Origin of the sequence: Streptomyces fagopyri (assembly GCF_009498275.1) — a bacterium.
In the GTDB taxonomy this organism is placed as follows: domain Bacteria; phylum Actinomycetota; class Actinomycetes; order Streptomycetales; family Streptomycetaceae; genus Streptomyces; species Streptomyces fagopyri.
In genome coordinates this window covers 4,081,224-4,096,897 of record NZ_CP045643.1, presented here as the reverse complement: position 1 = coordinate 4,096,897, position 15,674 = coordinate 4,081,224, and the positions used below count along the sequence as shown (strand labels likewise).

At 70.7% G+C, this 15,674-nt stretch carries 14 protein-coding genes; 5 read left to right on the top strand and 9 right to left on the bottom strand.

Annotation, left to right across the window (positions count from 1 at the left end; genetic code table 11):
• Positions 1–2: 2 nt before the first annotated feature.
• The 4 genes from GFH48_RS17540 to GFH48_RS17525 all read right to left on the bottom strand — a co-directional run bounded on the left by GFH48_RS17540 (position 3) and on the right by GFH48_RS17525 (position 3,881).
• A complete protein-coding gene (locus GFH48_RS17540) occupies positions 3–965 on the bottom strand; it encodes a M28 family metallopeptidase (RefSeq protein WP_153292962.1) in 963 nt (320 codons plus the stop codon).
• Positions 966–1,151: 186 nt separating this feature from the next.
• Positions 1,152–1,613, bottom strand: a complete 462-nt coding sequence (locus GFH48_RS17535; protein WP_153289169.1) for a VOC family protein — start codon at positions 1,611–1,613, stop codon at positions 1,152–1,154.
• A 213-nt stretch (positions 1,614–1,826) separates the two neighbouring features.
• Positions 1,827–2,783, bottom strand: a complete 957-nt coding sequence (rarD, locus tag GFH48_RS17530; RefSeq protein ID WP_407698715.1) for an EamA family transporter RarD — start codon at positions 2,781–2,783, stop codon at positions 1,827–1,829.
• Positions 2,784–3,026: 243 nt separating this feature from the next.
• Positions 3,027–3,881, bottom strand: coding sequence for an SDR family oxidoreductase (locus GFH48_RS17525; RefSeq protein ID WP_153289167.1), 855 nt, complete (start codon positions 3,879–3,881; stop codon positions 3,027–3,029).
• A gap of 166 nt (positions 3,882–4,047) precedes the next feature.
• Here GFH48_RS17525 and GFH48_RS17520 point away from each other — a divergent pair, with 166 nt between their 5' ends.
• A complete protein-coding gene (locus tag GFH48_RS17520) occupies positions 4,048–4,401 on the top strand; it encodes a winged helix-turn-helix transcriptional regulator (RefSeq protein WP_228121346.1) in 354 nt (117 codons plus the stop codon).
• A gap of 15 nt (positions 4,402–4,416) precedes the next feature.
• Here the strand turns inward: GFH48_RS17520 and GFH48_RS17515 are convergent, their stop codons facing one another.
• The 5 genes from GFH48_RS17515 to GFH48_RS17495 form a co-directional block, all read right to left on the bottom strand.
• Positions 4,417–5,496, bottom strand: coding sequence for a 2-oxoacid:ferredoxin oxidoreductase subunit beta (locus tag GFH48_RS17515; protein WP_153289165.1), 1,080 nt, complete (start codon positions 5,494–5,496; stop codon positions 4,417–4,419).
• Positions 5,489–7,420: a 2-oxoacid:acceptor oxidoreductase subunit alpha gene (locus GFH48_RS17510; protein ID WP_153289164.1), complete on the bottom strand. Its 1,932-nt coding sequence runs from the start codon at positions 7,418–7,420 to the stop codon at positions 5,489–5,491. Before GFH48_RS17510 ends, GFH48_RS17515 begins: the two co-directional genes overlap by 8 nt.
• 292 nt (positions 7,421–7,712) lie before the next feature.
• Entirely contained in the window at positions 7,713–8,372 is a 660-nt protein-coding gene (locus tag GFH48_RS17505; protein WP_322747029.1) for a response regulator transcription factor, read from the bottom strand.
• Between the two features lie 332 nt (positions 8,373–8,704).
• Positions 8,705–10,060, bottom strand: coding sequence for a sensor histidine kinase (locus GFH48_RS17500; RefSeq protein WP_153289162.1), 1,356 nt, complete (start codon positions 10,058–10,060; stop codon positions 8,705–8,707).
• Between the two features lie 262 nt (positions 10,061–10,322).
• Positions 10,323–11,711 carry a sensor histidine kinase gene (locus GFH48_RS17495; RefSeq protein ID WP_228120656.1) on the bottom strand — a complete coding sequence of 463 codons (1,389 nt, stop codon included), beginning with the start codon at positions 11,709–11,711 and terminating at the stop codon, positions 10,323–10,325.
• Positions 11,712–12,021: 310 nt separating this feature from the next.
• Here GFH48_RS17495 and GFH48_RS17490 point away from each other — a divergent pair, with 310 nt between their 5' ends.
• The 4 genes from GFH48_RS17490 to GFH48_RS17475 are packed head-to-tail and all read left to right on the top strand — an operon-like array spanning position 12,022 to position 15,672.
• Positions 12,022–12,447: an NADH-quinone oxidoreductase subunit A gene (locus GFH48_RS17490; RefSeq protein ID WP_153292960.1), complete on the top strand. Its 426-nt coding sequence runs from the start codon at positions 12,022–12,024 to the stop codon at positions 12,445–12,447.
• Positions 12,438–13,217, top strand: coding sequence for an NADH-quinone oxidoreductase subunit B (locus GFH48_RS17485; RefSeq protein ID WP_153289161.1), 780 nt, complete (start codon positions 12,438–12,440; stop codon positions 13,215–13,217). Before GFH48_RS17490 ends, GFH48_RS17485 begins: the two co-directional genes overlap by 10 nt.
• On the top strand, positions 13,214–14,707 hold the full coding sequence (locus GFH48_RS17480; RefSeq protein ID WP_153289160.1) for an NADH-quinone oxidoreductase subunit C: 1,494 nt from the start codon (positions 13,214–13,216) through the stop codon (positions 14,705–14,707). The genes GFH48_RS17485 and GFH48_RS17480 overlap by 4 nt, the downstream gene beginning before the upstream one ends.
• Entirely contained in the window at positions 14,704–15,672 is a 969-nt protein-coding gene (locus GFH48_RS17475; protein ID WP_153289159.1) for a complex I subunit 1/NuoH family protein, read from the top strand. The genes GFH48_RS17480 and GFH48_RS17475 overlap by 4 nt, the downstream gene beginning before the upstream one ends.
• Positions 15,673–15,674 lie beyond the last annotated feature (2 nt).

The window sequence follows — 15,674 nt, the reverse complement described above, 5'->3', positions numbered from 1 at the left end:
CGCTAGGAGGAGAGTCCCCACACGGCGTACGCCAGCGCGTCCGCGTTCCGGTTCAGCGCCGTGTCGTTGATGTTGGACGAGGTGTCGCAGGAGGCGTGGTAGCAGCGGTCGAAGGCCTGCCCCGAGGTGCCGCCCCACTTCGCCGCCTGCGCCGCCGTCTTGATGTAGTCGGCGCCACTGAAGAGACCACCGACCGGGATGCCCACGTTCTTGAAGGGTGAGTGGTCCGAGCGGCCGTCGCCCTCGGTCTCCGGCTCCGTCGCGATGCCGAGGCCGGCGAAGTAGTCCTTGAAGGTCTTCTCGATGGTGGGATCGTCGTCGTAGACGAAGTAGCCGGGGTTCGGCGAGCCGATCATGTCGAAGTTCAGATAATCGCTGATCTTCGCCCGGTTCGCCGAGGACAGGCTGTTCACGTAGTACTTGGAGCCGACCATGCCCAGCTCCTCCGCGCCCCACCAGGCGAACCGCAGATGCCTGGTGGGCTGGTACTGCGCTCTGGAGACGGCGAGCGCGGTCTCCAGGACCGCGGCGGACCCGGAGCCGTTGTCGTTGATGCCGGGGCCGGCCGTCACGCTGTCGAGATGCGAGCCGGCCATGACGACGTGGCCGGTGTCGCCGCCGGGCCAGTCGGCGATCAGGTTGTACCCCGTGCGGCCGGAGGACGTGAACTGCTGGAGGACCGTGGTGAATCCGGCCGCGTCCAGCTTCGCCTTCACGTAGTCGACGGAGGCCTTGTAGCCGGTGCGGCCGTGCGCGCGGTTGCCGCCGTTGGCGGTGGCGATGGACTGGAGCTGCGCGAGGTGGCCCTTGACGTTGGCCACGGGGATGTCGGGAGCGGCGGCCGCGGCGGTGGGGGCCGCGATGGTGGGGGCGGGCGCCGCGCCGGATATCGCACCGGTCGTGAGGAGCGTGACGGCCGTGATGATCGCGGCCGGGGTGACGCGCCCGGGAACGGAGAGCTTCATGTGGGGGGCTCCGAATTCCATGGGGATTCCAGGGGAATCCCACAGTGAATGGGGTGCCTGATGGTGAAGCTGTGGCTGACGTGACGTCAAGAGCGCGATCCGGTCAGGGGCCTTCGCAGGGTGAACGGTGACCGGTCCGGCCGACCCGGCCGACCCGGCCGCTCCGATCCGGTCGGAGCCCGTACGTCACTGCACGCAGAACTCGTTCCCCTCGGGGTCGGCCATCACCACCCACTCGCCGCCCGGCTCCCTGACGTGCCGCAGGACGCTCGCGCCCAGTTCCTGGAGGCGGACCACCTCCTCCGCGCGGCGTCCGGGGCCCGCGTGCACGTCGAGGTGCAGCCGGTTCTTCGCGGACTTGAGTTCCGGCACCCGCTGGAAGAGCAGGCGTCGGCCCTGCCCGATGCCGGTCTCCTCCTCGTACGGGTCGTCCGGGTGCCGTACGGCGATCAGGTCGCGCCAGGCGCTGCGGCCGTGCGACTCGACGGTGGCCTCCGGAGGTGCGGCGCCGAGGGCCAGCAGGCGTTCGATCAGGGCGCTGTTGTCCTCCAGGCGGTAGCCGAGGGCTGCCGCCCAGAAGTCGGCCTGGGCGTGGGGGTCGGCCGCGTCGATGACGAGTTTCCAGTGCAGGGGTGGGGTGTGCGTCATGGAGTCACTCATAGTGGTTGGGCCCACGGCGGGGCAACGCAACCGCCGGACCCGCCCCGCCTTTTCTTCGCCCTCGCCGCCGCCACCCTCCCCAAGCTCTCGGCTTCGCTCGAGCAGGGGGACCCCCGTCATCCGTTCCTGGGGGCGGAGCCCCGGGGATGGGATGGGATGGGACGGGTAGGGGCGGCGGGGGCGAAAACCCGGGCGGTCAGGTCACGGCTTGGCGTCCGCGGGAGCCGCGTCGGCCGAGGCCACCCGGGGGCCGACGACACCGGCGTCAAGAACACCGGCCTCGACGACACCCGCGTCGACAGCACCGCCCCGCCCCCGAAGCGTACGAGCCCCCCGGCGAGCCGTCCGCAAGGCGTCGAACGTCAGCAGGGACAACGCGAGCCACACCAGCGCGAATCCGGCCCACCGCTCGGCCGGCATGGCCTCATGGAAGTACAGGATCCCGAGAACGAACTGGAAGACGGGGGCCAGGTACTGGAGCAGCCCCAGCGTGGACAGCGGCACCCGGATGGCGGCGGCGCCGAAGCAGACCAGCGGCACCGCGGTCACCACTCCCGTCGCGGCGAGCAGCGTCGCATGTCCCGCCCCGTGTGCGGCGAAGGTCGCGTCCCCCCTGGCCCCGAGCCACAGCAGATACCCGAGCGCGGGCAGGAACTGGATCGCGGTCTCGGCGGCGAGCGACTCGATGCCGCCGAGGTTGACCTTCTTCTTGACCAGCCCGTACGTGGCGAACGAGAAGGCGAGCGTCAGCGAGATCCACGGCGGACGCCCGTACCCGATGGTGAGGACGACCACCGCGCCGAGGCCGACACCGACGGCCGCCCACTGCGCCGGGCGCAGCCGCTCCTTGAGGAGCAGAACGCCCATGGCGATGGTGACGAGCGGGTTGATGAAGTACCCGAGGGACGCCTCCACCACGTGACCGCTGTTCACGGACCATATGTAGACGCCCCAGTTGACGGTGATCACGGCCGCCGCGACGGTGATCAGGCCGAGCTTGCGCGGCTGTCGCAGCAGCTCGCCGAGCCAGGCCCAGCGCCGCATCACGACCAGCGCGACACCGACCACGGCGAGGGACCACACCATGCGGTGGGCGAGGATCTCAAGGGCCCCGGCGGGTTTGAGGAGCGGCCAGAAGAGGGGGACGAGGCCCCACATCCCGTACGCCGCGAAGCCGTTGAGCAGCCCGATGCGCTGCTCGCTCCTGGCGGCCTTGGAGCTTGTGGAGCCGGTTGCGCTCCTCGCCTGGTGCTGCACGGCCACCGGCCCTTCCTCTCGCACAGCTGCGCGCGTGCAGCCTCCAAGAAGGTAGCGCCGCGCACCCTCGCCTGTCATGTCCGTATCGCCATACGGTCATGACAGGCGAGGGTGCGCGGGTGAGAGGCCGGTGTCCGGGCGGGGTCAGTCCTTCAGGGCCGCCGCGATCGACTCGGCGATCGGTGTGGTGGGTCGCCCGGTCAGGCGGGACAGGTCGCCACCGGTCGCGGCGAGCTCGCCCTTCTCGATGGACGCGTCGACGCCGGCGATGATCGCGGCGAGGGGCTCGGGCAGGCCGGCCCCGGCCAGGATGCCGGTGAAGGCCTCGACGGAGACGGCGTTGTAGACGATCTCCTTGCCGGACTGCTTCGCGATCTCGGCGGCGTACTCGGCGAAGCCCCAGGCCGTGTCGCCGTTCAGCTCGTAGGTCTTGTTCTCGTGGCCCTCGCCGGTCAGTACGGCCACGGCGGCGGCCGCGTAGTCGGCGCGGGCGGCGGGAGCGATCCTGCCCTCCCCGGCGGCCTGGGTGACGGCGCCGTACTGGAGGACCGGGGCGAGGTTCTCGGTGTAGTTCTCGTTGTACCAGCCGTTGCGCAGCAGGGCGTAGGTGATGCCGGAGTCGGCGATGGCCTGCTCGGTGCCGCGGTGGTCGTCGGCGAGGGCGGCGGTCAGGCCGCCCGGGGCGCTGGTGTAGACGAAGAGGGCGACCCCGGCGGCCTTGGCGGCGTCGAGGACGACCTGGTGCTGGTTCACGCGGCCCTTGTCGAACTCGTTGCCGGAGATCAGCAGCACCCTGTCGCCGGCCGAGAAGACGGTGCCGAAGGTCTCGGGCTCGTTGTAGTCCGCGACCGCGATCCGTACGCCGCGGGCCGCGAAGTCCGCGGCCTTCTCGGGGTCGCGGACGACGGCGGTGATCCGGTCGGCCGGAATCTTCTCCAGCAGTCCTTCGACGACGTGGCGGCCGAGGTGTCCGGTGGCTCCGGTGACGACGATGCTCATGGGTCAGCTCCTTGTGGGGTGGTCTGTCACTAACCCTAGGAGGTGCGCTAACTCTGGGAAAGTACCCACTTTGAAGTAAGGTACTGGCATGACCGTAAGTACCCGGGCAGTCAGCAGGGCCGCCGCCGGTGAGCCGGCGGCCGGCAAGTACGACACCGGCGAGGCGATGTGCCCCCACCGCCTTGTCCTGGAGCACGTCACCAGCCGCTGGGGCGTGCTCGTACTGATCGAGCTCCTCGACCGCCCCCACCGCTTCAGCGAGCTGCGCCGGGCGATCGGCCGGGTCAGCGAGAAGATGCTCACCCAGACCCTCCAGACACTGGAGCGGGACGGTCTCGTGCACCGTGACGCGAAACCCGTGATCCCGCCGCGCGTCGACTACTCGCTCACCGGGCTCGGCCGCGAGGCCGCCGAGCAGGTGCGCGCGCTGGCCGTGTGGACCAAGGATCGGATGGGCGACGTCGAGAAGGCCCGCCACACGTACGACGAGGCCCGGGCGGCAGCCGCCCGGGCCTCCTGAGCCGTTCGGTCGCGGTCAGCCGACGACCGTCCAGGTGTCTTGGCCGGCGAGCAGCGTGGCCAGGTCGCCCTTGCCGTTCTGCTCGATGGCCGCGTCGAGCTGGTCGGCCATCTGGGTGTCGTAGACCGGCCGGTCCACGGAGCGCAGGACGCCGATCGGGGTGTGGTGCAGGGTGTCCGGATCGGCGAGCCGGGAGAGCGCGAACGCGGTGGTCGGTGACGGGGCGTGGGCGTCGTGGACCAGGATGTGGGACTCGTTCTCCGGGGTGACGGCGACGATCTTCAGGTCGCCGGTCAGCGCGTCCCGGACGACACCCTTGGCGCCGTCCGCGCCGAAGCGGATCCGCTGCCCGTGTTCGAGGCGGATGACCGCTTCCTCGGCCTGCTGCTTGTCCTTGAGCACCTCGAAGGCGCCGTCGTTGAAGATGTTGCAGTTCTGGTAGATCTCCACCAGTGCCGTGCCCGGGTGCGCGGCGGCCTGCCGCAGGACGTCGGTGAGGTGTTTGCGGTCGGAGTCCACGGTCCGGGCGACGAAGGAGGCCTCCGCGCCGATGGCCAGGGACACCGGGTTGAAGGGCGCGTCGAGCGAGCCCATCGGCGTCGACTTGGTGATCTTTCCGACCTCGGAGGTCGGCGAGTACTGGCCCTTGGTGAGGCCGTAGATCCGGTTGTTGAACAGCAGGATCTTCAGGTTCACGTTGCGGCGCAGCGCGTGGATGAGGTGGTTGCCGCCGATCGACAGCGCGTCGCCGTCCCCGGTCACCACCCACACGCTCAGGTCGCGGCGGGAGGAGGCGAGTCCCGTGGCGATGGCGGGCGCGCGGCCGTGGATGGAGTGCATGCCGTACGTGTTCATGTAGTACGGGAAGCGGGACGAGCAGCCGATGCCCGAGACGAAGACGATGTTCTCCTTGGCGAGGCCGAGTTCGGGCATGAAGCCCTGTACGGCGGCCAGGACCGCGTAGTCCCCGCAGCCGGGGCACCAGCGCACTTCCTGGTCGGACTTGAAGTCCTTCATGGACTGCCTGACCCCGGCCTTGGGCACCAGCGTGAGTGCCTCGATCGTGTCCGCGCCTTCCGTGGTCGTCTCAGCCATCGATGGCCTCCTTGAGCACCTTGGCGAGCTGTTCCGCCTTGAACGGCATGCCGTTGACCTGGTTGTAGGAGCGCGCGTCGATCAGGTATCTGGCCCGGACGAGGGTGGAGAGCTGGCCGAGGTTCATCTCGGGGATCACCACCTTGTCGTAATGTCCCAGTACCGCGCCGAGGTTGTGCGGGAAGGGGTTGAGGTGGCGCAGATGGGCCTGCGCGACGGCCTCCCCGGCCGTCCGCAGCCGTCGTACCGCCGCGGTGATGGGGCCGTACGTCGAACCCCAGCCGAGCACCAGCGTGTCGGCCTCGCCCGAGGGGTCGTCGACCTCCACGTCCGGGACGTCGATCCCGTCGATCTTGGCCTGCCGGGTGCGCACCATGAAGTCGTGGTTGGCGGGGTCGTAGGAGATGTTGCCCGTGCCGTCCTGCTTCTCGATGCCGCCGATGCGGTGTTCGAGGCCCGGCGTGCCGGGGACCGCCCAGGGGCGGGCCAGGGTCCTCGGGTCACGCTTGTAGGGCCAGAAGACCTCGGTGCCGTCGTCCAGCGTGTGGTTCGGGCCCTGCGCGAACCGCACCCGCAGGTCGGGGAGTTCGTCGAGGTCCGGGACGCGCCAGGGTTCCGAGCCGTTGGCCAGGTATCCGTCGGACAGGAGCAGGACGGGGGTGCGGTAGGTGAGGGCGATGCGCGCCGCCTCCAGCGCCGCGTCGAAGCAGTCGGCGGGTGTGCGCGGCGCGACGACCGGGACGGGCGCCTCGCCGTTGCGGCCGTACATCGCCTGCATCAGGTCGGCCTGCTCGGTCTTGGTCGGCAGTCCGGTGGAGGGGCCGCCGCGCTGGATGTCGATGACCAGCAGCGGCAGTTCGAGGGAGACGGCGAGCCCGATCGTCTCCGACTTCAGCGCCACCCCCGGCCCCGAGGTCGTCGTGACGGCCAGTGAGCCGCCGAACGCGGCGCCCAACGCGGCGCCGATGCCCGCGATCTCGTCCTCGGCCTGGAAGGTGCGCACGCCGAAGTTCTTGTGCTTGCTGAGTTCGTGCAGGATGTCGGAGGCGGGCGTGATCGGGTACGAACCGAGGTAGAGCGGCAGGTCCGCCTGCTCGGAGGCGGCGATCAGACCGTACGACAGGGCCAGGTTCCCCGAGATGTTGCGGTAGGTACCGGTCGGGAAGGCGCCCCCGGCCGGGGCGACCTCGTAGGAGACCGCGAAGTCCTCGGTCGTCTCGCCGAAGTTCCAGCCCGCCCGGAACGCCGCGAGGTTGGCCGCCGCGATCTCGGGCTTCTTCGCGAACTTGGTCCGCAGGAACTTCTCGGTGCCCTCGGTCGGCCGGTGGTACATCCAGGACAGCAGGCCCAGCGCGAACATGTTCTTGCTGCGCTCGGCCTCCTTGCGGGACAGCTCGAACTCCTTGAGCGCCTCGACCGTCATCGTCGTCAGAGGCACCGGGTGGACGCTGTAGCCGTCCAGGGAGCCGTCCTCCAGCGGGTTCGTCGCGTAACCGACCTTCGCCATCGCCCGTTTGGTGAACTCGTCCGTGTTGACGATGATCTCCGCGCCGCGCGGCACGTCGGCGACGTTCGCCTTCAGGGCGGCCGGGTTCATGGCGACGAGGACGTTCGGCGCGTCGCCCGGGGTGAGGATGTCGTGGTCCGCGAAATGCAGCTGGAACGAAGAAACGCCCGGCAGGGTGCCTGCGGGCGCTCGGATCTCGGCGGGGAAGTTCGGCAGTGTGGAGAGGTCGTTGCCGAAGGTCGCGGTCTCGGAGGTGAAACGGTCACCGGTGAGCTGCATTCCGTCTCCGGAGTCGCCCGCGAACCGGATGATCACCCGATCGAGTCGGCGAACGTCCTTCGCCCCCGCCGGATTGCGCTGTTCTCCTACGACGGCTTCGTCGGCCTGCTCCGCTGGGCTACTGACCTGGCTGGTCACTTAACTGGACCTCCTTCGAGGCGGCTGTCTGGGAGCGGCCTTCCCGAAGGCGTTCCCAGGACCAACCCTACGTCCGTAAGGGTCGCCTTCCCTCGGTGGTTCGCATGATGGACACCATTTTGAGACGATTCGACGCCCTGACTTGTCATGATTTGCTGCCCCCCGATGTTTCTCCCGAAGATGCTCCCCGCTCACCTTCTGATTCTCACGCCGCCCTTGCGCCGGCCTCGTGCGCACCTCGTACCGGCCCCTCGGTCACCGCTTTCCGCATACCTGACACAGTGTCAGGTATTCAGGAGTTGAGGTAGGTGAGAACCGCCAGAACACGCCGGTGATCCCCGTCGCTGGGGGACAGCCCCAGCTTCAGGAAGATGTTGCTGACGTGCTTCTCGACCGCGCCGTCGCTCACCACCAGCTGCCGGGCGATCGCCGAGTTGGTCCGGCCCTCGGCCATCAGCCCCAGCACCTCCCGCTCGCGTGGCGTGAGCCCGGCCAGCACGTCCTGCTTGCGGCTGCGCCCCAGCAGCTGCGCGACCACCTCGGGGTCGAGCGCGGTACCCCCCTGGGCCACCCGCACCACCGCGTCCACGAACTCGCGCACCTCGGCGACCCGGTCCTTGAGCAGATAGCCGACGCCACGGCTGGAACCGGCCAGCAGTTCGGTGGCGTAGCGCTCCTCCACGTACTGTGACAGAACCAGCACTCCGAGTCCCGGATGGTGCTTGCGCAGCTGCACGGCCGCCTTGACGCCCTCGTCGGTGTGCGTCGGCGGCATCCGTACGTCGGCCACCACGACGTCCGGCAGCGCGCCCTCGGCCGCCAGGTCGGTGATGGTCTTGATCAGCGCGTCGCCGTCACCGACACCGGCCACGACGTCATGCCCACGGTCGGTCAGCAACCGGGTCAGGCCCTCCCTGAGCAGCACCGAATCCTCGGCGATGACCACCCGCACCCTGTCCTCCACGATGTTCGGCCCCCCCACAGCCCGTACCGGCCGGCGCCGGTTGCGCCCCGCTCGTACGACAGCCCTCAGCATTCCAGCATTCGGACCGCGGGGCGCCCGGGCAACGAGAATCGCCGGGGCGTGCCCGGGCGAGAGGAATCCCGAGCCGGCACGAGGGGTGTCACCGGGCGGCGCACCGGGCGTCAGGGGGGGGGATGACGCCCGGTGCGGCGGGAGTGCTTGCCGGGCGGCGCGGCGACGTCGCCTACCGCGGTACCGGCCCGTGTGGTGACGCGGCGCGGACCCCGGCTGTCGCGGTACCGGCCGTGCGGGGTGGCGGCTCAGCCCCGCCAGGGGAGTTCGGCCGTGATCCGGGTGGGGCCGCCCGCGGGGGAGTCCACCACCAGGATCCCGTCCACCGCGTCCAGCCGCTCCGCGAGCCCCGCCAGACCCGAGCCCGCGGAGACGTCGGCGCCGCCCACGCCGTTGTCGACCACCTGGAGCATCAGCCGGTTCTCGACGCGCCAGACGTCGACCGTGGCCCGGGTCGCCCGCGCGTGCTTGCTGATGTTCTGCAGCAGCTCGGAGACGGTGAAGTAGGCGATGCCCTCGATCGCGGGCGCGGGACGGGCCGGCAGGTCCACGTCCACCGCCACCGGCACCGTGCAGCGCGTGGCGACCGAGGACAGCGCCGCGTCGAGGCCGCGGTCGGTGAGGACGGCCGGGTGGATGCCGCGCGCCAGATCCCGCAGCTCCTGCAACGCCGTCTTCACCTCACCGTGCGCCTCGTCGACCATCCGCGCCGCCTCCTGCGGGTCCTCGGTGAGCTTCTCCTTGGCCAGGCCGAGTCCCATCGCGAGGTTGACCAGCCGGGCCTGGGCCCCGTCGTGCAGGTCCCGCTCGATGCGCCGCAGGTCCGCCGCCGCCGTGTCGACCACGACCCCCCGGTCCGACTCCAGCTCGACCACCCTGGTCGCCAGCCGCGACGGCCCCAGCAGCCCCAGCACCATCAGCCGGTCCACCGTGGTCAGCGCCCGTACGATCCACGGCGTCGCCATGGTGATCAGCAGCCCGAGCAGCGCGGTCACGGTGATCTCGAAGGGGTTGTCCAGATAGATGCTGTGGGTGCCGTCGCCGTACAACTGAAGGCCGCCCTGGCCGCCGTAGACCGGGAAGAGCCAGAACCACAGCGGATACGTCAGCATCGCCCAGCCGTACGCCCAGAAGGTCAGGGCCACCACGAACGAGAACACCGCCCACGGGAACTGCAGCACCGCGTACAGCAGATGGCGCCACGACGAACCGTTCTTGAGGATCGCCCCCATCCACGCCATCGCCCCCTGCCTGCGTACGGTCACGCGTTCCGGCGAGTCCACCTCGACCCCGAGCAGCCCGCGAGCCCGCGCACGCTCCAGCGCGCCGAACCCGCGGCAGCCCGCCAGCGCTCCGGCGAGCACCGGCACCCCCAGGAAGGTGACCAGCAGGCCGGCGCCCAGCGAGAACATCGTGATCGCGAACGTGAACATGGCGATGCCGAGCGGCAGGCCCAGCATGACGTAGCCGAACTCGCGCCAGCTGCGGGCCTCGATCGGCGCCCGCAGCGCTGCGGGGAGGCGGTGGCGCCGCTCCCCGGCAGCCGCCCCGTGGAATCCGGGACCGCTCCGGTGCCCGTACCCCTGTCCGTACTCCGTGGCCATCGGCGTCGTCCGTTCTACTCGTCCTGCTCGTCGGCTCGTACCTCAACCCTGCTGGCCGCGGAGCGTGGGGAACATGGAGCGGGTCGGCCTCTTGGGGCGGGGGTTTTCCCTACCCCGGCCGGGGTCGTCGGGCCACCATGTCCAGGACCTGGGCATGTCGACGACATACGTGATCGGTACATCCAGTGCGTGGTCGGTACGTCGAGTGTCCGATCGGCACGTCTGGCGCGGGATCGGCACGTCTGGCGTGTGATCGGCACGTCTAGTGCGCCGGGTCGTCCTGCCGGTCCCGCCAGGGCAGTTCCGCCGTGACGGTGGTCGGGCCGCCGGGCGGCGAGTCGATGACGAACAGTCCGTCCACCGCGCCGAGCCGGTCCGCGAGCCCCGCCATCCCCGTACCGCCGTCGAGCCGGGCGCCGCCCCGTCCGTCGTCCTGGACCTGTATGAGCAGCCGCTGGTCCGTGCGCCACACGTCGACGGACGCCGACCTCGCCCCGCTGTGCTTGCTGACGTTCTGCAGCAGCTCGGAGACGGTGAAGTAGGCGATGCCCTCGATGGCCGCGGCCGGCCTCGACGGCAGGTCCGCGGTCACCTTCACCGGCACCGTGCAGCGCGTGGCGACCGAGGACAGCGCCGCGTCGAGGCCGCGGTCGGTGAGGACGGCCGGGTGGATGCCGCGCGCCAGGTCGCGCAGCTCCTGCAGGGCCAGTTTCACCTCGCCGTGCGCCTCGTCGACCATGGCCGCGACGGTCTCGTCGGCCTGGCCCTCCAGGAGTTTCTCCTTGGCCAGGCCGAGTCCCATCGCGAGGTTGACCAGCCGGGCCTGGGCCCCGTCGTGCAGGTCCCGCTCGATGCGCCGCAGGTCCGCCGCCGCCGTGTCGACCACGACGCCCCGGTCCGACTCCAGCTCGGCGATGCGCCGCTCCAGCTCGTCGGAGGGCGACAGCAGCCCGCGCACCATCGCCCGGTCCACGTTGGTCAGCCCGCGCGCGATGAACGGCAGCACCGGCCACAGCACGAAGAGCGACGTCAGCGTGACCGTGAACGTCAGCACCCCCCACGGCAGTCTGATCAGGTCGTACAGCACCGTCCGCCAGCCGACCGGGTCCTTCAGGCTCGACCACAGCCAGCCGAAGAAGCCGGTCCGGCGTACCGGCAGCGGGCTCGGTTCGTCGATCCGCAGACCGAGCAGCGAGCGCGCCCGGGCCCGCTCCAGCTTGCCCAGCTGTCGTGCGCCGAGCAGGCCGCCCGCGAGCAACGGCAGTCCCACCACCGTCACCGCGAGCGCCGAGCCCGTCGACACCATCGTCACGACGTACACGAAGCCGAAGATCGAGACCGGCAGATTGGCGAGCAGGTGCGCGATCTCCTGCCAGGTACGGCTGCCGAAGGCGAGGCGGGGGGAGGGCAGCCGGTCGTCGTCGGACGCATCGCCGGGTGCGCCGGCGGGTGCGCCGCCGGGCGTTTCGCCGGACGGCGCGTCGGGCTTCTCGGCAGTCGTGCCGCCGGTGGTACGGATCGTTCCGCCTGTCTCGCCTGTTCGGTCTGTCCCGCCTGTCCCGCCTGTCCCGGCTGTTGTGCTCGGGATTCTGCCGGTCGTTCTGGCGGGTGTCCCGTCCGGCGGGACCATCGCGGTGATGCGTTCGGTCATATTCGCTAGCCTGCCCGGCGGCGGGCCGCCGCGCCATGAGGAGACCCGCCCCGATCCACTGGGGAAAGCCCTACCTTCGTGACGTTCCGTGCCGTGCCGGGTGCAGGCCTGCGGTCAAATGGGAAGCGATCGCTGGAGACGGACGGGAATCCCGTGGCGCACGAGCCGGACGAGTCCACGACTCGACCATGACGTGTCCACGATAATCAGGGTGTGACGGCCTGCTTACCGTTTCTTTAGCAGGCCCTAGACTCCCGTCCGTACAGATCGTCGAACAGGGCGTATCGCAGTGTGCGCACCCGCGCACGGCGTGCGCCACGAGGTCAGGGAGCGAGGGGCTGACGTGCCGGAACCGACCGTCGTCGCGGCGAGCTACTTCCAGTCCTACTCGGTCGTCGGGCTGCTCGCCGTCGTGGGCGTGCTCTTCGTCGCCGTCGCCTTCGGGGCGGGCCGACTGCTGCGGCCGGTCGTCCCCACACCCGAGAAACTCATGACGTACGAGTGCGGCGTCGACCCCGTCGGCGAGGGCTGGGCCCACACCCAGGTCCGCTACTACGTCTACGCGTTCCTGTACGTCATCTTCGCCGTCGACTCGATCTTCCTCTTCCCCTGGGCGACCGTCTTCGCCGCCCCCGGCTACGGCGCCGCGACGCTCGTGGAGATGTTCATCTTCCTCGGCTTCCTCGCCGTGGGCCTGCTGTACGCATACAAGAAGGGCGTCCTCACATGGACGTGACCCCCAACATCTCGGGCAGCACCTCGGGCGAGACCACAGGGCAGCCGGTTCTCCTGCCGGAGCCGAAGCGGCTGGGCGTGCTCTCGCGCCTCGCCCCCGAGCCCATGAAGGTCGTCCTGAACTGGGGCCGCCGCTACTCGCTCTGGGTCTTCAACTTCGGCCTCGCCTGCTGCGCGATCGAGTTCATCGCCGCGTCGATGGCCCGGCACGACTTCATCCGGCTCGGTGTGATCCCGTTCGCCCCGGGCCCGCGCCAGGCCGACCTGATGGTGGTCTCCGGCACGGTCACGGACAAGATGGCCCCGGTCGTCAAGCGCCTGTACGAGCAGATGCCCGAGCCCAAGTACGTCATCTCCTTCGGCGCGTGCTCCAACTGCGGCGGCCCGTACTGGGACTCGTACTCGGTCACCAAGGGCGTCGACCAGATCATCCCCGTCGATGTGTACGTGCCCGGGTGCCCGCCCCGCCCCGAGGCACTGCTCCAGGGCATCCTCAAGCTCCAGGAGAAGATCGCCCGGGAGTCGCTGGGGGAGCGCTACGGCTCTTCGCGGCGGCCGTCGGTGGCCGCGCTCCAGAGTGGGCTGGTGGCTCCGCCGGTCGCGACGGGCGGCGAGACCCGGGTGCCGGCCGAGACGCCGGTTCCCGGGGAGAACGGGGTTCCCGGGGAGGACGCGGCTTCCGGAGAGGACGCGAATTCCGGCGGGAATCCTGGTCCCGGCGCGGATCCGGCTTCCGGCGCGGATCCGGCTTCCGGGGAGGGTGACAAGTGACCGGCTGGCTCCCCGCACCCGTCGAGGAACTCTTCGGCCCGGAGGCCACGGCCGAGGAGTCGTACGAGGTCCTGACCGTCGACGTACCGCCCGCTTCCTGGATCGCGGCCCTCGACACGGCCCGGACCACCCTCGGGTGCAGCTATTTCGACTGGCTGAGCGCCGTCGACGAACCCGGTACGGGCTTCCGCGTCGCGGCTCACGTGGTGGCCCTGTCCCCGGTACGCCGCCTTCTCGTCCGTACGACCGTCCCGCACTCGGCACCCGTCCTGGCGTCGGCGGTCTCCGTCTACGCGGGCGCCGGCTGGCACGAGCGCGAGACCCACGAGATGTTCGGCGTGACCTTCGAGGGCCACCCCGGCCTCGACCCGCTCCTCCTCCCCGAGGGCTTCGAGGGCCACCCCCTCCGCAAGGACTTCGTCCTCGCCGCCCGCGTGGCCAAGGCCTGGCCCGGCGCCAAGGAGCCGGGGGAGTCCGACCACGGCGGTCCGAAGCGCCGCCAGATGCTTCCGCCCGGAGTTCCCGACCCGAACGAGTGGGGTCCGCTGAAGGGCCAGCTCCCGCCGGCCCCCGCCCGCCCGGCCCGGGGCGCTGCCCGCGCCGCCGCCGGCGACCGCCCGGTACGCCGGGCCCGTACGGCCGGAGACGGCTCCGCCGGCCAGACGGCCACCGCCGACACGGGTGGCGGTGCTTCGCTTGCTGGTGCTGGTGCTGGTGCTGGTGCTGGTGCTGGTGCGGGTGCGGGCACGGGTGCCGCGGCGCCGCCCCGCCGTGCGCGCAGCGCGAGTCAGGGGTCCGCGAGTCAGGGTTCCGCGACCCAGAGCTCTACCGGCGAGAACTCCACGGGCCAGAACCCCACAGGCCTGAACTCCCCGGGTGAGACTCCGCAGGGCCGAGGTTCCGCGGATGAGCGGACCGCGGTCCCGGACACCGGCCGGCCGAGCGCTCCGGCAGCGCCTGCCGGACCCCGTCGCGCGCGCGGTGCCGGCCAGGGCTCGGCCTCCCAGCGGGCCGAGGGCCCTGCCGAGACTCCCGGGGGGACGCCCGCGGGGACGGAAGGGCCGACAGGCCCCGCCGCGCCGTCGAGGCCCGCCGCCCCACGCGGCTCGGACACCCCACGAGGCTCGGACGCCCCGTGGCACCACGCCCGCCCCGCCTTCGACGAACCGGAACCAGAACCGCGGCCGAAACCAGAACCGCAGTCGCAGCCGCAGTCGCAGCCACCGTCGGATCCGCCTTCCGGGGACACGACTGAGGGCACGCCCAAGGGCACACCTGAGGACACGCCTGCGGAAGCGCCCGCAGAGGCGCCCGCGGAAGCGCCCGCTGAAACGCCGAAGAACCCCGCCACGCGTCCCACCGCCGGGACGACCGAGGACGCGCCCGACGACACCTCGAAGGGCACCGCCCGGAGCGCACCGGAGTCCGAGCCGAAGCACCCCGCCGAACGTCAGCCCGACCCCGACGACCCCTCCGGAGGCACGCAGTGAACGACGCCCTCGACGTCGCCCTGCGACTCGTCGTCGTCTTCGTCGTCTTCCTGACGTTCCCCCTGATCGTCGGTCAGACCGAGCACAAGGTGATGGCCCACATGCAGGGCCGCCTCGGCCCGATGTACGCGGGCGGCTTCCACGGCTGGGCCCAGCTCGTCGCCGACGGCGTGAAGTTCGCGCAGAAGGAGGACATCGTCCCGGCGGGCGCGGACCGCCGTATCTTCCAGCTGGCCCCGGCCGTCGCTCTCCTCCCGTACCTCCTCGTCCTGCTCGCCATTCCCATCGGTCCCGGCGAGGGAGCCGTCGGCGAGGTCGTCGACGCGGGCATCTTCTTCGTCCTCGCCGTGATGGGTGTGGGCGTCCTCGGCTCGCTCATGGCGGGCTGGGCCTCGGCCAACAAGTTCTCCCTCCTCGGCGGCCTGCGCACCGCGGCCCAACTGCTCGCGTACGAACTCCCGATGCTGCTGACCGCCGCCTCCGTCGCGATGGCGGCCGGCACGGTCTCCCTCCCCGGCATCGTCGACGCGTTCCAGTGGTGGTGGCTGCCGTGGCAGATCGTCGGCGCGATCGTCTTCTTCGTGGCGGGCCTCGCCGAACTCCAGCGTCCCCCCTTCGACATGCCGGTCGCCGACTCGGAGATCATCTTCGGCGCGTACACCGAGTACACGGGTCTGCGCTTCGCGCTCTTCCTCCTCGCCGAGTACGCCGGGATCGTCGTCCTGTGCGGTCTGACCACCGTCCTCTTCCTGGGCGGCTGGCACGGCCCCTGGGGCGCGGACGGCCTCGGCTGGGTCTGGACCCTGCTGAAGACGGCGATCCTCGCCTTCGTCGTGATCTGGCTGCGTGTCACCTATCCCCGCCTGCGCGAGGACCAGTTGCAGAAACTCTCCTGGACCCTCCTCGTCCCCCTCTCCCTCGCCCAGATCGCCCTCACCGGCATCGTCAAGGTGGTGATCTCGTAACC

Excerpts from the sequence above, each read along its gene's own strand:
- GFH48_RS17540 (WP_153292962.1), bottom strand. The coding sequence starts at position 965 with ATGAAGCTCTCCGTTCCCGGGCGCGTCACCCCGGCCGCGATCATCACG.
- GFH48_RS17535 (WP_153289169.1), bottom strand. The coding sequence starts at position 1,613 with ATGACGCACACCCCACCCCTGCACTGGAAACTCGTCATCGACGCGGCC.
- rarD (WP_407698715.1), bottom strand. The coding sequence starts at position 2,783 with ATGTGGGGCCTCGTCCCCCTCTTCTGGCCGCTCCTCAAACCCGCCGGG.
- GFH48_RS17525 (WP_153289167.1), bottom strand. The coding sequence starts at position 3,881 with ATGAGCATCGTCGTCACCGGAGCCACCGGACACCTCGGCCGCCACGTC.
- GFH48_RS17520 (WP_228121346.1), top strand. The coding sequence starts at position 4,048 with ATGTGCCCCCACCGCCTTGTCCTGGAGCACGTCACCAGCCGCTGGGGC.
- GFH48_RS17515 (WP_153289165.1), bottom strand. The coding sequence starts at position 5,496 with ATGGCTGAGACGACCACGGAAGGCGCGGACACGATCGAGGCACTCACG.
- GFH48_RS17500 (WP_153289162.1), bottom strand. The coding sequence starts at position 10,060 with ATGGCCACGGAGTACGGACAGGGGTACGGGCACCGGAGCGGTCCCGGA.
- GFH48_RS17495 (WP_228120656.1), bottom strand. The coding sequence starts at position 11,711 with ATGACCGAACGCATCACCGCGATGGTCCCGCCGGACGGGACACCCGCC.
- GFH48_RS17485 (WP_153289161.1), top strand. The coding sequence starts at position 12,438 with ATGGACGTGACCCCCAACATCTCGGGCAGCACCTCGGGCGAGACCACA.